Origin of the sequence: Alcaligenes sp. WGS1538, from assembly GCF_043187505.1 — a bacterium.
Classification (GTDB): Bacteria; Pseudomonadota; Gammaproteobacteria; order Burkholderiales; family Burkholderiaceae_B; genus Alcaligenes.
In genome coordinates this window covers 1,983,113-2,002,559 of record NZ_CP171109.1, presented here as the reverse complement: position 1 = coordinate 2,002,559, position 19,447 = coordinate 1,983,113, and the positions used below count along the sequence as shown (strand labels likewise).

At 64.7% G+C, this 19,447-nt stretch carries 18 protein-coding genes; 6 read left to right on the top strand and 12 right to left on the bottom strand.

The genetic code is table 11. From position 1 onward, the window contains the following. Positions 1-71 precede the first annotated feature (71 nt). Complete coding sequence (locus ACF3ND_RS09320) at positions 72-512, top strand: YtoQ family protein (RefSeq protein ID WP_394059805.1); 441 nt, start codon at positions 72-74, stop codon at positions 510-512. 94 nt (positions 513-606) lie between these two features. Here ACF3ND_RS09320 and ACF3ND_RS09315 read toward each other — a convergent pair whose 3' ends face one another. From ACF3ND_RS09315 to ACF3ND_RS09300, 4 genes are all read right to left on the bottom strand, one after another. Then, positions 607-2,502: a bifunctional metallophosphatase/5'-nucleotidase gene (locus ACF3ND_RS09315; RefSeq protein ID WP_394059804.1), complete on the bottom strand. Its 1,896-nt coding sequence runs from the start codon at positions 2,500-2,502 to the stop codon at positions 607-609. 219 nt (positions 2,503-2,721) lie between these two features. After that, positions 2,722-5,184 carry a heavy metal translocating P-type ATPase gene (locus ACF3ND_RS09310; protein WP_394059803.1) on the bottom strand — a complete coding sequence of 821 codons (2,463 nt, stop codon included), beginning with the start codon at positions 5,182-5,184 and terminating at the stop codon, positions 2,722-2,724. A gap of 169 nt (positions 5,185-5,353) precedes the next feature. After that, positions 5,354-5,668, bottom strand: a complete 315-nt coding sequence (locus ACF3ND_RS09305; RefSeq protein ID WP_394059802.1) for a DUF4148 domain-containing protein — start codon at positions 5,666-5,668, stop codon at positions 5,354-5,356. A 168-nt stretch (positions 5,669-5,836) separates the two neighbouring features. Beyond that, on the bottom strand, positions 5,837-6,145 hold the full coding sequence (locus ACF3ND_RS09300) for a DUF4148 domain-containing protein (protein ID WP_394059801.1): 309 nt from the start codon (positions 6,143-6,145) through the stop codon (positions 5,837-5,839). A 142-nt stretch (positions 6,146-6,287) separates the two neighbouring features. On the opposite strand from ACF3ND_RS09300, the gene ACF3ND_RS09295 reads away from it, so the two are divergent. From ACF3ND_RS09295 to ACF3ND_RS09285, 3 genes are all read left to right on the top strand, one after another. Then, complete coding sequence (locus ACF3ND_RS09295) at positions 6,288-7,241, top strand: LysR substrate-binding domain-containing protein (protein WP_394059800.1); 954 nt, start codon at positions 6,288-6,290, stop codon at positions 7,239-7,241. Between the two features lie 100 nt (positions 7,242-7,341). Further along, positions 7,342-8,016: an ankyrin repeat domain-containing protein gene (locus ACF3ND_RS09290; protein WP_394059799.1), complete on the top strand. Its 675-nt coding sequence runs from the start codon at positions 7,342-7,344 to the stop codon at positions 8,014-8,016. A 51-nt stretch (positions 8,017-8,067) separates the two neighbouring features. After that, positions 8,068-9,264: a cyanate transporter gene (locus ACF3ND_RS09285; protein WP_394059798.1), complete on the top strand. Its 1,197-nt coding sequence runs from the start codon at positions 8,068-8,070 to the stop codon at positions 9,262-9,264. A gap of 64 nt (positions 9,265-9,328) precedes the next feature. Here ACF3ND_RS09285 and ACF3ND_RS09280 read toward each other — a convergent pair whose 3' ends face one another. Next, positions 9,329-9,664 carry a c-type cytochrome gene (locus ACF3ND_RS09280; protein WP_394059797.1) on the bottom strand — a complete coding sequence of 112 codons (336 nt, stop codon included), beginning with the start codon at positions 9,662-9,664 and terminating at the stop codon, positions 9,329-9,331. 251 nt (positions 9,665-9,915) lie between these two features. On the opposite strand from ACF3ND_RS09280, the gene ACF3ND_RS09275 reads away from it, so the two are divergent. Next, a complete protein-coding gene (locus ACF3ND_RS09275; RefSeq protein ID WP_394059796.1) occupies positions 9,916-10,341 on the top strand; it encodes a universal stress protein in 426 nt (141 codons plus the stop codon). Between the two features lie 174 nt (positions 10,342-10,515). Here ACF3ND_RS09275 and ACF3ND_RS09270 read toward each other — a convergent pair whose 3' ends face one another. The 7 genes from ACF3ND_RS09270 to ACF3ND_RS09240 are packed head-to-tail and all read right to left on the bottom strand — an operon-like array spanning position 10,516 to position 17,309. After that, on the bottom strand, positions 10,516-11,697 hold the full coding sequence (locus ACF3ND_RS09270; protein ID WP_394059795.1) for a PQQ-dependent sugar dehydrogenase: 1,182 nt from the start codon (positions 11,695-11,697) through the stop codon (positions 10,516-10,518). Between the two features lie 4 nt (positions 11,698-11,701). Beyond that, positions 11,702-12,526 carry a slipin family protein gene (locus tag ACF3ND_RS09265; RefSeq protein ID WP_394059794.1) on the bottom strand — a complete coding sequence of 275 codons (825 nt, stop codon included), beginning with the start codon at positions 12,524-12,526 and terminating at the stop codon, positions 11,702-11,704. A 17-nt stretch (positions 12,527-12,543) separates the two neighbouring features. After that, positions 12,544-13,002 (bottom strand): NfeD family protein, encoded by a 459-nt coding sequence (locus tag ACF3ND_RS09260; protein ID WP_394059793.1) that lies wholly within the window; start codon positions 13,000-13,002, stop codon positions 12,544-12,546. Positions 13,003-13,041: 39 nt separating this feature from the next. Further along, complete coding sequence (gene fumC / locus ACF3ND_RS09255) at positions 13,042-14,439, bottom strand: class II fumarate hydratase (RefSeq protein WP_394059792.1); 1,398 nt, start codon at positions 14,437-14,439, stop codon at positions 13,042-13,044. A 51-nt stretch (positions 14,440-14,490) separates the two neighbouring features. Further along, complete coding sequence (locus tag ACF3ND_RS09250) at positions 14,491-15,534, bottom strand: type I glyceraldehyde-3-phosphate dehydrogenase (RefSeq protein ID WP_394059791.1); 1,044 nt, start codon at positions 15,532-15,534, stop codon at positions 14,491-14,493. Between the two features lie 12 nt (positions 15,535-15,546). Further along, entirely contained in the window at positions 15,547-16,335 is a 789-nt protein-coding gene (locus ACF3ND_RS09245; RefSeq protein ID WP_394059790.1) for an SDR family oxidoreductase, read from the bottom strand. Positions 16,336-16,337: 2 nt separating this feature from the next. Continuing rightward, on the bottom strand, positions 16,338-17,309 hold the full coding sequence (locus ACF3ND_RS09240) for a D-2-hydroxyacid dehydrogenase (RefSeq protein WP_394059789.1): 972 nt from the start codon (positions 17,307-17,309) through the stop codon (positions 16,338-16,340). 160 nt (positions 17,310-17,469) lie between these two features. Between ACF3ND_RS09240 and ACF3ND_RS09235 the strand changes: the two genes are divergently transcribed. Continuing rightward, positions 17,470-19,410 (top strand): alpha/beta hydrolase family protein, encoded by a 1,941-nt coding sequence (locus ACF3ND_RS09235; RefSeq protein ID WP_394059788.1) that lies wholly within the window; start codon positions 17,470-17,472, stop codon positions 19,408-19,410. Positions 19,411-19,447: the final 37 nt, after the last annotated feature.

Here is a 19,447-nt window from a genome sequence, read left to right as displayed (position 1 = left end):
TGTTGGCCGTGCTTGAATGCGCCGGGCGCCCCCTGACAGGGCCAACCCGGCTTTTTGTTACGGAGCGAAACATGAGCTTTACCGTCTACCTGTCCGGCGAAATCCACACCGACTGGCGCGAGCAGATCGCCAGGGGCGCCAAGGCCGCCGGACTGGACATCACGTTCACCGCGCCGGTTACGGACCATGAAGCCAGCGACGCCGCGGGCGACCACCTGGGGCCGGACAGCGTATCGTTCTGGCGCGACCACAAGTCCTCCAAGGTCAACGCCATCCGCACCAAGACGCTGATCGAGAAGGCCGATCTGGTGGTGGTGCGTTTCGGGGACAAGTACAAGCAATGGAACGCGGCCTTTGACGCCGGCTACTGTGCGGCGTTGGGCAAGCCCTACGTGACCCTGCACGCGGAAGACATCATCCACCCGCTCAAGGAGGTGGACGCCAGCGCCCAGGCCTGGGCCACCACTCCCGAACAGATCGTGGAGATCCTGCGATACATCCTCAAAGCCTGATCGGGCTTTCTCCCGGCTGCTTACGATATGCCCCCCCAGGGCGAAGCCGAAAGGCCCCGCCCTGCGGGTACGGCCTCGGAGCGGCTCTAGGCGTTCAGCGCCCCGCAGGCCCGATGAATGACTTGGTGCTGTACAGCGAATGATCCAGGCGTTGGATCGCTGGCAGTCCCGTGCTGTCAGGGGCCAGGGTATCGATGTAATTTTGAAGCACATCCGCGTCCTGCACCCCTACGTCGAAGCGACGTTCGGCGGGCACATTGGCCAGCGTCGCATAACCATCGCCCCCCGTGGCGTTGAAGCTCAACACGAACAAGTCATACATGCGGGCCTCGTCCAGCGGCAGCCAGGTTTTCGAATTGCGATCGAGCACTTCAAAGTTGCTGGCGCGCGAGCCCTTGGCTTGCCGGGCATCGACGTCCCAACGCAGACCGCCAGCATAGGGATAAGGCCCCGTGCTGCCGTTCGGCCCGAATACCGCTTCCAGGCCATCTTCGATCATGGCTTTGGCTTCGGCCCCGCTGATGCGGAGTTTCCAGAGCTTATTGTCGAAAGGAAGCACTTCGATGACCTTGGCCGCGGTGACGCGGCCTTCCAGCTGCACGCGCACTCCCCCGCCGCTCTGCAGGCTGAAGTCGGCGCCGCCGTATTGCTGGTCGGCGACGTCCAGGTAGGCCTGGGCGACGAGTTGCTGGATGTCGCCGCCGCGAACGCTGACGCTGCCTTCGGCGTTGCATATGGGTCCTGAGCGGCCATAGTCGACGGAGCCAGGACCGCCGGGGACGCGGCGCGTGCACAGCACGATGGGCGCATTGGCCACTTCGGTCTCTTTGTAGATCTCCACGCTTTCCTGATAAGGCTTCAGGATGCCGGCGGCTGCGGCGTCAGGGGCGGTGATACGCAGGAAACCGCTGGCGGCCACATCGGCCTGGATGGCGGCCAGGTCGGCGCCTTGAACGGCGGCGCCATCAATTTGGAAGTCGTCGCCAATCAGGACGTGCGGCGTGCCTCCGCAGGCCGTGACCCGGCCTTGCTCATCGAAGCTGACTTTGAGCTCTCCCACCACTTGCGAGTATTCCCAGGCCTGGGCGATACATACGGTTTCGCCGTCCCGGTTCTTGAGCGCTTCGCCGTAGGCGCCGCCCGGCGTGCCAATGCCATATTGGGTCAAGGCGTCGGGACCCAGCAAGGTGTGGGAGTCGCCGCCGATCAGCACGTCCACGCCGGAAAGCTGGGCCAGCACCTGTTTTTCGTAGTCGTAGCCCAGGTGGCTCAGCAGCACGATCTTGTTGACGCCTTGGTCGCGCAGCTTGTCGATGGCTTGCTGGGCGGCCACGACTTCATCTTCGAAGGTGGTGTCAGGATCAGGGCTGGATGAAGCCTTGGTCTTGCCGCCGATGGTCAGGCCCACGATGCCGATCTGCTGGCCGTCGCGCTCGATGATGATGTAGGGCTTGACCATGCCGTCGGCGCGGCGGGGGTTCAAGGCCGAGTTCTCGCCGAAGCGGACGTTGGCGCTAAGCACAGGCGTCTGGCATTGCTGGGAGTTCAGCAGTTCCAGCCACTGGCGAAGTTCCGTGTCGCCTTTGTCGAATTCGTGGTTGCCCAGCGTGAAGGCGTCAAAGCAGACGGTGTTCATCATGGCCGCATCCGGCTCGCCGATTTCCCCTGCCCGGCTGAAATACAAGGTGCCGGTCAGGGCGTCGCCCGCATGCAGCTTGAGCACATTCCCGGACTTCGCAGCCAGTTCAGCAAACGCGGCGGTGACTCGTGGAAAGCCCCCTGCATCCACCGATACGTTCACGCGCTCGTTGGAGGCGTTCAGCAGTTTCAGCGTCTTGCGTTGGCTGTCCAGGTTGGAGTGGTGGTCGTTGATGTGCAGGATGGTCAGTTCAAGCGGTCTGGCTTCAGGCTGACCGGGCTCGGCGAGCGTGACGCCGCTGCCGCCGGTGCCGCTGTCGCCACAAGCGCTTAAGGCGCCGGCGACGAGCATGGCGAGCGCTTTGGCGCGGAGACCGCCCGACGTCCAGGGCTTGCCTGCCAAAAGAGGTGACTTCCGAGATTCTTGCATGCTTGTTTCCATCAAAAGAGGCCAAGCGCACATCATCGTGCAGCTTTATGACGGTCTTATTAAGGTGGAAGTCAGGCACGGAAATACATTGGACAACGAGAAAAAACGCCTGCCCGCCCATGGCGAACAGGCGTTTCGTGCTTACCGCAGCGACGCGCGTCGCAAACGCAAGGCGTTGGTGACCACGAACACGCTGGACAAGGCCATGGCGCCGGCCGCGAATACCGGTGAGAGCAAGGGACCGCCAAAGGGGTACAGGGCGCCGGCCGCCACCGGAATCAGGGCCACGTTGTAGGCGAAGGCCCAGAACAGGTTCTGCCGGATGTTGCGCAAGGTGGCGTGCGAGAGCGAAATCGCCGTGACCACGCCGCGCATGTCGCCGGACATCAGCACCACGTCCGCCGCCTCGATGGCGATGTCCGTACCCGTCCCGATGGCGATGCCCACGTCGGCCACCGCCAGGGCGGGCGCGTCGTTGATGCCGTCGCCGACATAGGCCAGGTGCTGGTGCGCCTGGCGCAGCGATTCCACAGCCTTGACCTTGCCTTCGGGCATCACTTCGGCCACGACCTCATCGATGTTCAAGCGGCGCGCAATGGCCTGCGCGGTATGGCGGTTGTCGCCGGTGATCATCACCACCTTGATGCCGCGCGCATGCAGTTCCTCGATGGCCTGGGGCGTGGTGTCCTTGATGGGGTCGGCCACCGCCAGCAAGGCGACCACCTTGTTTCCGCGAGCCGCATACATGGGCGTCTTGCCTTCCTGGGCCAGCGATTCGGCCTGCTGCGCGAAGGCGGACAGGTCCGCCCCCAGCTGGGCCATCAGGCGGTCGGCGCCGACGTGCCATTGCTCGCCGCCGATGCGGGCGGCCACGCCCAGGCCGGTCAAGGATTCGAACTGCTCGGCCTGCGGCAGTTCCAGCCCCTTGCCGCGGGCGGCCGTGACGATGGCTTGCGCAATGGGGTGTTCGGAGTGGTTCTCCAGCGATGCGATCGCAGCCAGTACGGCGGATTCATCCTCTTCCTGGGCGCTGATGAAATCGGTCAGTTCGGGCGAGCCCTTGGTCAGGGTGCCGGTCTTGTCCACCGCCACGACCTTGACGTCGCGCAGCGCCTGCAAAGAGTCGCCCTTGCGGAACAGCACGCCGGCTTGCGCCGCCCGGCCGGTGCCCACCATGATGGACGTCGGCGTGGCCAGACCCATGGCGCAGGGGCAGGCGATGATCAGCACGGCCACGGCGTTGACCAGTGCGAAGCTGAGCGCGGGCGAAGGGCCGAAGATCAGCCAGACGATGGCGGTCAGCACCGCCAGCCCCATGACCGCGGGCACGAACCAGAGCGTGATCTTGTCCACGATGGCCTGGATGGGCAGCTTGGAGCCCTGCGCCTGCTCGACCATGGAGACGATGTGGGCCAGCACCGTGTCCTGTCCCACAGCCGTGGCGTCGAATTCCAGGGAGCCTTTCTGGTTGACGGTGCCGCCGATCAGGGAATCGCCCGCCGCCTTGGACACCGGCACGGATTCGCCGGTCACCATGGATTCATCGACGTAGCTCTGCCCGGACACGACCTGGCCGTCCACGGGGATGCGCTCGCCCGGGCGCACCACGACGTGCTCGCCGGTCTGCAGCTCCTCCAGCGGCACTTCCACTTCCTGGCCGTTGCGGCGTACGCGGGCCGTCGGCGGCTGCAGGCTGAGCAGGCGCTGGATGGCTTCAGAAGTGCGGCCCTTGGCGCGTGCTTCCATCAGCCGGCCAAGCAGGATCAGCGCCACGATGACGGCGGCCGCCTCATAGTAGACGTGCTGCGAGGCTTGCGGCAGCCACTGCGGGAAAAACGTCGTGACGATGGAGAACAGATAGGCGGCCAGCGTGCCTACGGCCACCAGCGAATTCATGTCGGGCGCGCCGCGCAGCAGCACCGGAATGCCTTTGGTGTAGAACTCGCGTCCCGGGAACAGGAGCACCAGACTGGTCAGCACGAACTGCAGCAGCCAGCTGTTCCGGGTGCCTATGGCCTCTCCCACCCAATGGTGGAAAGCGGGCACCATGTGTCCGCCCATCTCCAGGATGAATACGGGCAAGGCCAGCGCAGCCGCCAGCCAGAAGCGCTTGCGTATGGTGTCGTAGGTCTGCTGGGCGCGCTCGGCCTGGTCGTTGGCGGCGGCTGCGCTTGCCTGTCTGGCCGGATAGCCCGCCTTGCCCACGGCCTCGATCAGAGCGCCGGCCGCCACGCCTTGCAGACTCTGCACGTGAGCCTTGCCGGTGGCCAGGTTGACCGTCGCGGCCTGCACGCCGGGCACCTTCAGCAGCGCTTTTTCCACGCGGCCCACGCAGGAAGCGCAAGTCATGTCCTGCACATCCAGAACCACTTCCTGGGAAGGCACGTGGTAGCCGCCTTTTTCCACGGCCTGGATGATTTCCTGCACAGGCGGCGCTCCGTCGAAATCCACGGTTGCCTTCTGCGTGGCCAGATTCACCCGGGCCTGCCGCACGCCGGGGACCTTGGCGATGATCTTCTCCACCCGGCTGACGCAGGAGGCGCACGTCATGCCCTCCACGCCCAGCGTCAGGCGCGAGCCGTTGTCCGAAGTGCTTGTCGTCATGAGAATCACCTATGAGATGTCTTGGATGATTCCACTTTAGAGCTTGACCCGATGGGAAGGTCAACACCTATGAGAAAAAGCCGGAGGCTTTCTCTCAGACTGGGTGGACAGCAGAAAAACAGCGCCCCTTTCCTGGGCGCTGCGTGTGCCGGACCAGGCAGGTCTGGATTTAGTAGGCCACGAAGTGGTCGTGCCTGCCATGCCATTGCCTGGCCTCTGCCGCCACCTGTTCACGGCTCAGCGTGCCGCCCTGCGAGATCTGAGGATAATCGTTCATGGCGCCGGCCTCGAGCCGGCCTTTGGCGCGAGTGTCGGCCAGCTCCTGCATGACTTGCTGCCTGCTCTTGCTGGACGCCGTCTGCAGCACGGGGTAGTCCAGATGCTCGCCGACCTCCTGTCCTGCGCCGGCGGCGTGGGCGGCGCCCATCAGGGCGACGGCGCTCAGAGAAAGACCCAGGATGACGGAACGTGCAATGCTTTTCATGATTCACTCCAACTTCTTTAAGAAAGAAATTGCACTCTAGGGTTTGCTACCGTGGCAAGGTCAACACGTCAGGCAGGCAAGCGGGAGCGTCCTCTGGAGCAGATGGGCGGTGCAAAAAAACAGCGCCCCTTGCGGGGCGCTGTCGGAACCTGCGCAGGACCGTCTGGCTTAGAATGCCACGAAGTCGCCGTGAGTGCTGTTCCACTCGTTGGTCGAGGCCACGACTTGTTCGCGGGTCAGCTGGGTGCCTTGCGACAGTTGAGGATAGTCGTTCATGGCGCCGGCGCTGACCAGGCCCTTGGCTTGGGCGTCGGCCAATTCTTGCTGAGTCTGCTGGCTGCTCTGGGAGGCGCTTGCTGCGATGACGGGGTAGTCCAGCTGTTCGCCTTGCGGTGCGCTGGCGGCGTTGGCGGTGCCCATCAGGGCGGCGGCGCTCAGAGAAAGACCCAGGATGGCGGTGCGTGCGATGCTTTTCATAATTCACTCCAACTCTAACTATTCGTTTAAGAGAGATTCGGAGTCAGATCATTTCCGAATCGTTGGATGAAGTATGAGCTTTTCCGAACCTAGGAAAAACCCTTAATATTGCAAATATATTTCCATTCATGGAACAATTCCAATGAGCAGCAACATCACCGCCGGCCCCCTGCTGAACGATATCGCCATCTTCGTGGAAGTGGCGCGGGCGCGCCATTTCACCCGCGCCGCCGAGGCGCTGGGCATGCCGGTTTCCACCGTGTCCCGACGTATTCGCGAACTGGAAAAGGAAGTGGGCGTGGCCTTGCTCAAGCGCAGCACCCGCAATGTGGATGTCACCGAGGCCGGGCAGATCTACTTCGAGCGCTGTCTGGCCATCGTGGAGCAGGCGCGGCTGGCGCATGAACAGTTGCTCGACGTGGCCCAGTCTCCCAGGGGACGCTTGCGGGTCTCGATTCCCGCCAGTTTCAGCATTGTGTTCATGCCGCCCGTCATCCATGGCTTTCGCCAGAAATACCCGGACATCGAGCTGGACTGCGACCTGAACATCCGCCATATCGATCTGCAGTCCGACAACTACGACTGCGTGATTCGCGTCGGACCCCAGCCCGACTCCAATACCGTGGCCACTGCCCTGGGGCAGATCCACCTGGGCCTGTATGCGTCGCGCACCTATCTGGACCGCCACGGCCGCCCCAAGCATCCCTCGGAGCTGTCCGCGCATACCTGCATCTGCGCCAGCCATGACGAAAGCGACAAGGTGTGGACGCTGCGCGGTCCGAACCAGGAGCGTTACGATGCCGTGATCAGCGGCCCGGTCACCATCAACAATGCCATCATGATGCGCAAGCTGGCAGTGCGCCACATGGGCATCGCGGCCTCCTCCTTGATCGAACGCTACCTGGACACGGACGGCGCCCGCCTGGAACGGGTCTTGCCGGACTGGGAGTTCACGCCTTTTCCCATCATGGCCCTGCTGCCGTCGCGCATGATTCCCCAGAAAACGCGGGTGTTCGTGGACTATCTGCGCTCGGAGCTGGACCGGCTGATCAACAATCCCGAGCTGGACGGCGAAACCCAATCGTACCTCCTGTAATAGGACGTATGGCCTTTCACATATCGGGGTCGGAGGCGATCTGTGCTATTAATGGCCGGACAGATCCGAGTGTATTCACTGCAATGAACAGGAGTTCAACATGAACCGCATCGGCAGACGCGCACTTTGGGCGCTGGCGCTGGCCCTGGCCTTGGGCGGCGGCAGCGCCTGGTCGCAGACCGCTTTGCTGGAAGCCGTCGAACAGGGCGACAGCCCCAAGGTGCGGGAGTTGCTGGAGCGGCCGGACGGCCGCAAGGCGGTCAACATACCCGATCACCAGGGGCAGAGTCCCCTGCTGCGCGCAACCTGGCTCAACCATGTGGACATTGCGGCGCAACTGATACGCGCCGGCGCCGACGTGAACCAGACCGATGCCATTCATGACACGCCCTACCTGGTGGCGGGCGCTGAAGGCCGGCTGGAGATCCTGCGCATGACGCTGCAGAACGGGGCGGATGTGCGCAGCGTCAACCGCTATCGCGGCACCGCGCTGATCCCGGCGGCCGAGCACGGCCATGTGGAGGTGGTGCGCGAGCTGCTCAAGGCCGGCGTGGACCCCAACCACGTCAATCGTCTGGGCTGGACAGCCCTGCACGAGGCCATCGTCCTGTCCGACGGCGGGCCCGACCACCAGCAGGTGGTGCGCGATCTGATCAAAGGCGGGGCCGACGTGAACCTGCCCGACGGCCAAGGAGTCCGTCCCCTGTCGCTGGCGCGCCAGCGCGAGCAGCACGCCATGGCCGTCATCCTGGAGCAGGCCGGCGCAAGACCGTGATCCCCGAAGCGTGTACAGTACCGTTTTAATCAGTCTACTGACCTTTATTTCATGACCTCTTCCGTTTCACCCCGCGCCCAGGGACTCTGGCTGGCATTCGTCATTCTCGTCGGCCTGAACCTGCGGCCCTTCCTCACGTCCAGCGGCACCCTGGCGCGGGACGTGGCCGAGGGCCTGGGCATGGCCTTGGGCGACATGGCCTGGCTGACCTTGCTGCCCATGATGATCATGGGGCTGGGCGCCTTCTGCATGCCCTCGGTGCGCCGCGTGCTGTCCGTGCGCCATGTCGTCATGGTGTCGCTGATCATACTTTGCCTGGGCTGCGCGCTGCGCTGGATCGTGCCCAATGGCCTGAGCCTGATCTCCACGGCCCTGCTGTGCGGAGCCGGCGTGGCCATGTTGCAGGCCGTCATGCCCGGCATCATCAAGGAGCAGTTTCCCAACCATATCGCCCAGGTGACGGGCGTGTATTCCGCCACGCTGATGGGCGGCGGCGCCCTGGGGGCGCAGATCACGCCCCTGGTCAGCGCCTTGTCGGACAGCTGGCGCATCGCGCTGGCCTTCTGGGCTCTGCCCATCAGCGTGGCCTTGTGGATAGCCTGGAAGGTCGTGCCGCGGGCGGCGCGCGGCGCCGCGGGCGCCCTGCCCTCGCTGGAGCTGCTGCGCCGGCCGCGCACCTGGTCGCTGATGCTGTGCTTTGGCCTGATCAATGGCGGCTATGCGTCGCTGGTCACCTGGCTGGCCACCTTCTATCAGGACCATGGATGGAGCCTGGCGGCCAGCGGCACGCTGGTGGCCCTGCTGTCGGTGGCGCAGGCCGTGGCGGCCTTCCTGCTGCCTACCCTGGCCGCCAGGAACAAGGACAGGCGCGCCTGGATCTGGCTGGCGCTGGTGTTTCAACTGATTGGCTTTGCGGCTTTTGCCTGGATGCCCGATACGGCGCCCTATTGGTGGGGCGTCATCATCGGCATAGGCTTGGGCGGCTGCTTTTCGCTGGTGCTGCTGGTGGCGCTGGACCATTTCGGCGATGCCGCCCGCGCCGGCACCTTGAGCGCCCTGATGCAGGGCGGCGGCTTCCCGATTGCCTCGCTGTTTCCCATGATCAGCGCCTGGCTGCGCGAATACAGCGGCGGATTCAATGCGGCCTGGATGCTGCATTGCGTCCTGGTTCTGGCCGTGGCCGTGCTGGCCTGGCGCTTCCAGCCCGCCCATTACGCCCGCATCATGAAGGATGAGCGCAAGGCCTAAGGGCTTGCCTCCAAACGAAAACGGACACCAGAAGGTGTCCGTTTTCGTTTGTCCGGTATTGCTCTTACTGCGAGGCGCCGGCCATGATCCATTCCACGACTTTCTTGATGTCGTCGTCGGAAATGCCGGGGTTTGGCGGCATGGGCATGGGACCGTACACGTCCTTGCTGCCCTGGCGGATGTGCTGGGCCAGCAGTTCGGCATTGGCGGGGTCGCCTTTGCGCTTTTCGGCGACTTCCTGGTAGGCTGGGCCCACCACCTTCTTGTCCACGGCGTGACACGCCAGACAGGCGTTCTTGGTCAGGATGTCCTTGACGGACTCGAAGGTGGGCTCGGCAGCCTGCGCGCCGAAACCGATGGTCATCAGCGATGCACAGACCAGCAGGTGTTTCAATTTCATTGGGCATCTCCCTTGTAAAACAGGCGCAGGAACGGGCCGGGGCTCGTGTGAATGCTGCGCATGCGTCGTTTCCCACATAGATCGCTATGTGGCATTCACTTCGTGATGATACGGTTATGATAGAACAGCTTTGGGTAAATAAGCGTATGCATTGATGTCGATCAAGTATATCCAACTGCTTATTCGGTAATGTGCATATGACAACTGAGTGTTTCAGGCTTAAACAGTTAAAAACCAATCAAGAGGTGTCTATGCTGAATGTTCTCGTTCCGGTCGATGGTTCCGATGCTTCCACCCGCGCCGTCCAGGCCGCCGCGGCCATGCTGGCCCACAAGCCCGAAGCCACGCTGCACCTGCTGGCCGTGCCCACACCCATCGTGTCAGGCAATGTCAAACGCTTCTTTTCCGAAGACGTGCTGCAGGCCTATTACCAGGACGAAGGCAATAATGCCCTGATTCCGGCCCGCTCGGTGCTGGCCGACCAGTCCCTGCGCGTGAAGGAAAACATCATCGCCGGCAATGCCGCCCAGACCATCAAGGACTACGCGGAACGTCATGGCATCGACCACATCGTGATGGGCACCCGCGGCCTGAGCGCCCTGCCCGGCCTGGTGCTGGGTTCGGTGACCACCAAGGTGCTCAGCCTGGTCAACGTGCCGGTCACGCTGATCAAGTAAGCTCTGCATGGTTCCTGCGGCCCGGACCGGCGGCGCAAGCCGCTTGTCCGGGGCTTTTTCATGAGGATTGTCCAGGCGGACAGTCGATTTCGCGCTGCTAGTCCAGCCAGCCGTCAGGGAAGCAAACCCGCTGCCATGCACTGCCTGACGCCGCTCTGAAATAAGGCTGGGCTGTCAAGGCGCCGCGCGCACGCGCAGCAACTGGCCGTCGCTCTCGTCGGTCAGCACGTACAGCCAGCCGTCGGGCCCCACGCGCACGTCGCGGATGCGCGCCCCCAGGTCCTGGAGCAGGCGTTCTTCACCCACCACGCGGCCGTCTTCCTCGTCCAGTTGCAGGCGTATCAGGGCCTGTTCCTTCAAGGCCCCCACGAACACGCTGTGTTGCCAGGCCGGCACGCGGTCCGCATCGTAGAAGGCCAGGCCGCTGATGGCGGGCGAGACAGACCAATAATGAAAGGGCTCGACCAGGCCGGGCACGGGTTCCGGGCGCGCTTCGGGGATGGGCTGGCCGTTGTAGTTGATGCCGTGGGTGGCCAGGGGCCAGCCGTAGTTGGCGCCGGGCTGGATTCGGTTCAGTTCGTCCCCGCCTTGCGGGCCGTGCTCGGCCACCCAGAGCTCGTTGCTCCAGGGATTCCAGGCCATGCCTTGCGGGTTGCGGTGGCCGTAGCTCCAGATCTCGGCCCTTGCCTGGCGGTTGCCGCGGAAAGGGTTGTCCCTGGGCACGGAGCCGTCGGGCCGTATCCGCACCACTTTGCCTTGCAGATGATCGAGCTGCTGGGCCGTGGGCCGCTGATTGTTCTCGCCCAGGGCGATGTACAGGTCGCGGCCGCCCGGGTCGAAGGCCATGCGGGCGCCGTAATGCAATCCGGTGGACAGCGCCGGCTCCTGGCGGAAGATGGGCCGGAAAGCCTCGATCCGCGTCAAGTCCGAGGACAGTACGCCATAACCCACTGTGGTGGCCGATACCTGCTTGTCGCGCCGTTCCGCATAGGCCAGGTAGATGCGGCGGCTGCGGAAGAAGTCCGGCGCCAGGGCCACGTCGAGCAGGCCGCCCTGCCCCACGGCGTGGACTTTGGGCACGCCCGCGATCGGTTCGGACAGGCCTTTTCCCGCCGTCCACAGCCGCAGCCGGCCAGGGCGCTCGGTGATCAGGATGCCCTCGTCCCTGGGCAGGAAAGCCATGGACCAGGGGTGCTCCAGGCCCGAGGCCAGGACTTCGGTGGAGACGGCGGGACCCGCGATGGCAGGTATGGGAGCCGCCTGGGCCAGGACCGCGATCGGGGCGGCCAGGCAGGCCAGGCCCAGCAACGCGCCGGCCAGGCCCTGCCGGATGCTGAATGTTCTTCTTGTGCTCATAAAACTACGAAGGATTGATCGGAGGATCGGGATTCCTGTCCTGCTCCAGGTTGTTGTGGCCAGGTGTGGCCGTCTGGCCGCCCATCAGTCCCTTGAGCAACTCGACCGGCAAGGGGAACACAATGGTGCTGCTCTTGTCGCCGGCAATCTGGGTCAGGGTCTGCAGGTAGCGCAATTGCATGGCCGAGGGCTGGGTCGCCAGCACGAGAGCCGCTTCGCGCAGGGCTTCGGCCGCTTGCCGTTCGCCATCGGCATGGATGACCTTGGCGCGCCGTTCGCGTTCGGCCTCGGCCTGACGGGCGATGGCGCGCACCATGGTGTCGTTCAGGTCGATGTGCTTGATCTCCACGTTGGTGACCTTGATGCCCCAGGAATCGGTCTGTTCGTCCAGGATGCGCTGGATGTCAAGGTTGAGTTTTTCCCGTTCGGACAGCATGTCGTCCAGCTCGTGCTTGCCCAGCACGGCGCGCAGCGTGGTCTGCGCCAGCTGGCTGGTGGCGTTCAGGTAGTTTTCCACCTGGATGATGGCTTTCTCGGGCGCCACCACCTTGAAATACACCACGGCGTTGACCTTGACGGAGATGTTGTCGCGCGAGATGACGTCCTGGGCGGGCACGTCCATGGTGACCACGCGCAGGTCCACGCGCACGATCTGCTGCAGGAAGGGAATGACCAGGATCAGGCCGGGGCCGCGCACGGCGGTGAAGCGGCCCAGCGTGAAGACCACGGCGCGCTGGTATTCGCGCAGCACGCGCACGGACTTGATCAGGACGACGAAGATCAGGAAGAGGACCAGGACATAGCCCAGGCTGGCGTCGTAGTAGAACATGTGGTTCTCCTTGGCTATCAGTGACGCAGGCGCTGGACCTTGAGGGTCAGCCCCTGCACGGCAATGACTTCGATGCTCTGGCCGGCTTGCAGCGTGTCATTGGTTTCGAAGCGCCAGCGCTCGCCCTGCACTTCGGCGTAGCCCTGACCCGGCTTGTCCAGCACCAGGACCTCGCCCACCGCGCCCAGCAGCGCCGCGCGTCCGGTGACCGAACGACGTCGCAGCAGGCGCCAGGCCAGCACCAGCGTGATCACCAGCAGCACGAACAGGGCGGCCACCAGGATCAGGAAGGTGGTCGTGCTGTAGGTGCGCAGCACCGCATCGTCCACCCAGAGCAAGGCGATGCCGTTGAATCCCGCCAGCACGGCCACCACGCTCAGGGCGCCGGTGCCGCCCAGGCTGGCTTCGGCCAGCAGCGCAGCCAGGGCCAGGGCGAAGGAAAAATAGGCCAGCCATTGGTAGTCCAGGAACTGCATGGCGTCCTCCTTGGTCTGCAGCCCTGAGGATCTGGCCGATCAGCCAGGGTGCGTCATGTCCAGCGGAACGATCCAGTCGTCATATTGCTCGGCGCTGAGGTGGCCTGACTGCAGGGCCGCTTCGCGCAGGGTGAGCCCGTCGTGGTGGGCCCGCTTGGCGATGGCGGCGGCCTTGTCGTAACCGATATGCCGGTTCAGGGCGGTGACCAGCATAAGGTTTTGATCAAGATTATGCTGGATTCGTTCCATGACGGGTTCCAGGCCTTGAGCGCAATGTTCGTCGAAGGCCAGGCAGGCATCGCTGATCAGGGCGATGCTCTCCAGGACATTATGCACCATCACGGGTTTATAGACATTCAACTGGAAGTTGCCCTGGCTGCCGGCAAAGGCGACGGCGGCGTCGTTGCCGTAGACCTGCACGGCCACCATGGTCAGGGCTTCGCACTGGGTGGGATTGACCTTGCCGGGCATGATGGAGGAGCCCGGTTCGTTTTCCGGGATCTGCAGCTCGCCTATGCCGCAGCGCGGCCCGCTGGCCAGCCAGCGCACGTCGTTGGCCATCTTCATCAGCGCACCGGCCAGGGTGCGCAGCGCGGCCGACAGGTTCACCAGGGCGTCATGCGCGGACAAGGCGAAGAACTTGTTCGCGGCGGACTCGAATGGCAGGCCCGTCAGCTGGGCGATGTGGGCGGCGGCGCGCTCGCCGAACCGGGGGTGGGCGTTCAGGCCGGTGCCCACCGCCGTGCCGCCGATGGCCAGCTGGTAGATGCCGTCCAGCGCCTTGGCGACGGTTTCCAGGCCGAAATCGATCTGCGCCACCCAGGCGCCGATCTCCTGCCCCAGGGTGATGGGCGTGGCGTCCTGCAGGTGGGTGCGGCCGGTCTTGACGATGGCGGCGAACTGTTCGGCCTTCAGCTCCAGCGTGTCGCGCAGCTGGCGCACGTCCCGCATCAGGCGCCGGCGGCACTCCAGCGCGACGGCGATGTACATGGCGGTCGGAAAGGTGTCGTTGGATGATTGGCCGCGGTTGACGTGGTCGTTCGGGTGCACGGGATTCTTGCTGCCCAGCTCGCCCCCGGCCAGTTCGATGGCGCGGTTGGCGATGACTTCATTGGCATTCATGTTGCTCTGGGTGCCCGAGCCCGTCTGGAACACGACCAGCGGGAATTCCGTATCCCAGCGGCCGGCGATGACTTCGTCGGCGGCCTGCACGATCAGATCAGCCAGCTCGCCGGGCAGCTCGCCCAGCTCGCGGTTGGCCAGGGCGGCGGACTTCTTCAGGATGCCCAGGGCCTCTATCATGCTGCGGCCCCACTGGAAGCGATCGCGGCCGATGGGAAAGTTCTGGATGGAACGCTGGGTCTGGGCGCCCCAGTAATGCTGGGCGGGGACCTCGATGGGGCCCATGGAATCCTGTTCGACGCGTATGGTGCTCATAGGTGCTCCTTTGAAGTAAACGACGGTCCGCTCCGCGCCCTGCGCAGCGGCTCAGGCCTCGCGCATGAAGCGCGAGGCCCACACACAGGCGATGTCCAGCAGGCGGTTGGAAAAGCCCCATTCATTGTCGAACCACACCAGCATATTGACCAGACCGTCGCCATTGGTGCGGGTCTGGGTGCCGTCCACCACTCCTGAATGCGGGTTGTGGTTGAAGTCGATGGAGGCATGGGGCCGTTCCGAGTAGTCCAGGATGCCCGGCCAGCGCTGCGCGGCCTGGCGGAACAAGGCGTTGATCTCTTCCTGGCTGGTGTCGCGCCGCAGGTTGACCATCAGGTCGATGGCGGACACGTTCAGGATGGGCACGCGTATGGACTTGGCCTGCACCTTGCCCTTCAGCTGGGGCAGCAGGCGCTCCACGCCCTGCGCCAGGCCCGTGGACACCGGGATCATGGATTGCAGCGCCGAGCGCGTGCGGCGCAGGTCGTGGCTGTGGTAGCCGTCTATCATGGGCTGGTCGTTCATGACCGAATGCAGCGTGCTCAGGAAGGCATGGCGTATGCCGAAGGCCTCGTCCAGCTGCGCCAGGACCGGGATGATGGCGTTGGTGGTGCAGGAGGCGTTGGAGACGATGCGCTCCGTTCCCTGCAACTGATCGTCGTTGATGCCCAGGACGGCGGTGAAGTCCACATCGTGGGCGCTGTGGGCCGGGTTGGAGACCAGCACCCGCGGGCAGCCCGCGTCCAGGAAGGCCTGCAGGCCGGCGCGCTCGCCATAGGCGCCGCTGCATTCGATCAGGATATCCAGCCGCAGCGCCGCCCAGTCCACGGCTTGGGGGCGGGTTTCGTGCAGGACGCGGATGGGCCGGCCGGCGATGATCAGATGGTCGGCGTCGTGCTCCACCTTGGCGGGAAAGACGCCGTGGGTGGAGTCGAACTGCGTCAGGTAGGCCATGGTGGCGATGTCGGCCGGCTCGTTGATGGCCACCACGTCGAAATCGGCCTGCCGGGGCGATTCATGGATGGCGCGCAGCACGCAGCGGCCAATGCGGCCATAACCATTGATGGCGATACGGATGGGGCGGGACAGGGACATGCTTCGCGTGAATCAGAAAGTGATGGAGAAACCGCCGTCCACGACCACGATGTGGCCGTTGACGTAGGAAGCGGCCGGCGAGGCCAGGAACACGGCGGCGGCGCGGATCTCGTCCGGCCGGGCCCAGCGCCCCAGTGGATTGCGGCCCACCACCAGCGGGCCCTTGACCGGATCGGCGGCCAGCGCGGCATTGCTTTCGGTGGCGAAGGTGCCCGGGGCGATGCCGTTGCTGGTGATGCCCTGCCCGCCGAACTCCACGGCCAGCGAGCGCACCATGCCGGCCAGCCCTTGCTTGGCCACGGGGTAGATGGCGTCGCCCGGACGCGCCAGCGGCCCGGCGATGGATGTCAGGGTGATGATGCGGCCCGCATCCGTCTGCGCCCGCAGCATGGCCTGAGCAGCCAGTTTGGAGAGCTTGAGCGATGCCAGCAGGTCCACCTGCAGCAGATGCGCGATGTCGTCCCAGGCGGCGTCCTGCAGCCGGCTGCGCAGGCGTATGCCCACATTGTTGACCAGGATGTCGGGTGCGCCGCCGCGCGCGCAGAGCGCGTCGAAGGACGACTCCAGGCCGTCCAGGTCGGCAAGGTCCTGCACCCAGGTGTCGACCTTGGCGCCCGCGGCTTGCAGTTCATCGGCCAGGCCCTGCAGCTTGGCGCCGTCGCGGCCGTTCAGGATGAGGTCGGCGCCGTGGGCGGCGAAGGCTCGGGCGATTTCCAGCCCCAGGCCGGCCGACGACCCCGTGACCAGGGCGCGACGGCCGGTCAGGGAGAAATCGGCCTGATAGGAAGACAATGTGGGCATGGCTACAGGACGTTGCGGGGAACGCCGTCGTGAAAGGCGGCGATGTTGTCTATCAGTTGATCGGCCAGCGCCTGCATGGACTGCTCGCTGGCCCAGGCGATGTGCGGGGTCAGGATGTAGTTGGGCAATTCCAGCAGGCGCATCAGGATGTGGTCGGCCGGCGGCGGTTCGGGCACGCACACGTCCAGGCCCGCCCCGCCCAGCCAGCCCTGGCGCAGGGCCTGCTCCAGGGCCTGGTTGTCGATCAGGCCGCCGCGGGCGGTATTGATCAGCAGCGGACGGCGCGGCGCCATCAGCCGGAATTCCTCCAGGCCCAGCAGGTGCTGCGTGTCCGGCGTCAGCGGGCAATGCAGGGACAGGATGTCCGCCTGCGCCAGCACCTGCTCGAAAGGCAGGCGGTCCGGCTCGCCTGCCGCCTGCGCCTGTCCGCGCCGCTGCGCGAAGACGACCTTCATGCCCAGCGCCCGGCCCAGGGCGGCCACTGCCTGGCCCAGCGAACCCGAGCCGATCAGGCCCAGGGTGGAGCCCGCCAGGTCCCGGATCGGATAATCGAAGTAGCAGAACTGGCCGGACTGCTGCCAGCGTCCGTCCCGGACGGACTGCCGGTAGGCGGTGATGTTGCGGCGCAGGGCGAATATCAGGGCGAAGACATGTTCGGGCACGCTGCGCACGGCATAATCGCGGATGTTGCTGACCGTGATGCCCTGCTCGCGCGCCGCCGCCAGGTCGATGTTGTCGCTGCCGGTGGCGGCGATGGCGATCAGCCTGAGGTGCGGGGCCTGCGCCAGATGCTCGCGCCGCAGCGCCACCTTGTTGGTGATGACGATGTCCGCCGCGGCGATCCGTTCGGCCACCTGCTCCGGGCTCGTGCGGGCGAACACGAACAGTTCGTGTTCGAAGGGTATGGCTTTGAGTGTGACGCTGTCGGCCAGCGTGTCCCGGTCCAGAAATACGATGCGAATCGGTGGGGTCATGAGCGTCCTTGTTCTGCTGCGCCGGCCACTGCCGCCGGATCCGGTTTTCCGCGCCATGCTTTTCACATGGCCGGGACCATCATCCGATATAGTAATGTGATTGGCCGGGCCTTGTCCGCCGTCTTGCCATTACCTACCTGTTTTTGAGAGGTTCTTGCCCATGATTCTGTCTTTGTTGCTCTCCGTCGGCGCCCATGCCGTCGTGCCCGACAGTACGGCAGCCGATGCTGCGGCAGCCGACGCTGCGGCTGTTTCCACGCCTCCGCGCCGGTACGACATCCGGGATTTCTTCCAGAATCCCAGGCGCAGCGGGTTCCGGCTCTCCGATCATGGCAAGATGATAGGCTTCATGGAGCCGGCGCAGATCGACGGACATCCGGCGCGCCAGAACATCTTCGTACAGGAGCTCAAGGGCAGCGAGCCGGTCGGCCAGGCGCGCCGCATCACGGCGGAAAGCCAGCGCGATATCGCCGAGTACTTCTGGAAAGGCGACGATACCGTGATCTACGCCAAGGACGTGAACGGCGACGAAAACTATCACGTCATCGCCGTGAACGTGAGCACCGGCGAGGCGACGGATCTGACCCCGCTCGAGGGCGTGCGGGCCGGCGTGCAGGACGATCTGCCCGACGATCCGGACCATGTGCTGGTCGTGCACAACGGCCGCAATCCCGAAGTCTTCGACGTCTACAAGGTCAATGTGCGCACGGGCCGGAGCACTCTGGCGGCGCAGAATCCGGGCGATGTGCTGGGCTGGAGCACCGATCACGAAGGCCGCGTGCGTCTGGCGACGGCACTGTCGGGCGTGGATTCCGAGCTGCGCTACCGCGACAAGGAGACCGAACCGTTCCGCAGCCTGATCCGCACGGACTTCCGCACCGAAGTCTCCCCGCTGTTCTTTCATGCGGACAATCAGCGCTTCTACGCCTTGAGCAACCGCGGCCGCGACACCCAGGCCCTGGTGCTGATAGATCCGAGCACGCCCGACCAGGAAGAACGGGTGTTCGAACTGCCCCGCCATGACCTGATGGGCGCAGGCTTCTCGCGGCTGCGCAAGGTGCTCACGTCCGCCGATTATCATACCGACAAGCCGGGCCATCATTTCTTCGATCCGCTCAGCGAGAAGATCCATGAGGCCATCGCCCGCCAGTTGCCGGGCTACGAGGTGGCCTGGCAGGACATCACGCGCGACGAAAGAAAATTCATCGTCGCCAGCTACAGCGACCGCACGCCCGGCGCACGCTATCTGTATGACGCCGACAGCAACACCTTGCACAAGCTGGCCGACATCAACACCGCCCTGCCCGAAGCCGACATGGCGCCCATGCAGCCCATCCAGTTCACGGCGCGCGACGGCATGACCATCCATGGCTACCTGACGCTGCCGCTGGGGCGGCCGGCCCGGAACCTGCCCGTGGTGGTCAATCCGCACGGCGGCCCCTGGGCGCGCGACTATTGGGGCTTCAATCCGGAAGCGCAATTCCTGGCCAACCGCGGCTACGCCGTGCTGCAGATCAATTTCCGCAGTTCCACGGGCTACGGGCGGCGCTTCTGGGAGGCGGGCTTCGGGCAGTGGGGCCTGGCCATGCAGGACGACATCACCGACGGCGTGCAATGGCTGATCGATCAGAAGATCGCCGATCCCAAGCGCATCGGCATCTATGGCGCCAGCTACGGCGGCTACGCCACGCTGGCCGGCATCGTCAAGACGCCGGACCTGTACGCCGCCGCCGTGGACTACGTGGGCGTGTCCAACCTGCTGACTTTCATGAACACCATTCCCCCTTACTGGAAGCCCTTCCTGGTCAAGATGCAGGCCATGGTGGGCGATCCCGTCAAGGACAAGGCCAGGCTGGAAGCCAACTCTCCCGCCCTGCACGCCGACAGGATCGTCACGCCTTTGTTCATCGCCCAGGGCGCGCATGATCCGCGCGTCAACAAGGCCGAAAGCGACCAGATGGTGGCGGCCCTCAAGGCGCGCGGCGTGGAAGTGGAATACATGGTCAAGGACAACGAGGGCCATGGCTTTCACAACGACGAGAACAAATTCGAGTTCTACGAGCACATGGAGCGCTTCCTGGCGCAACACTTGAAGCCTTAATATTGTGTGTGGTGAGCGGCGCGGGCTCGTCCGCGCC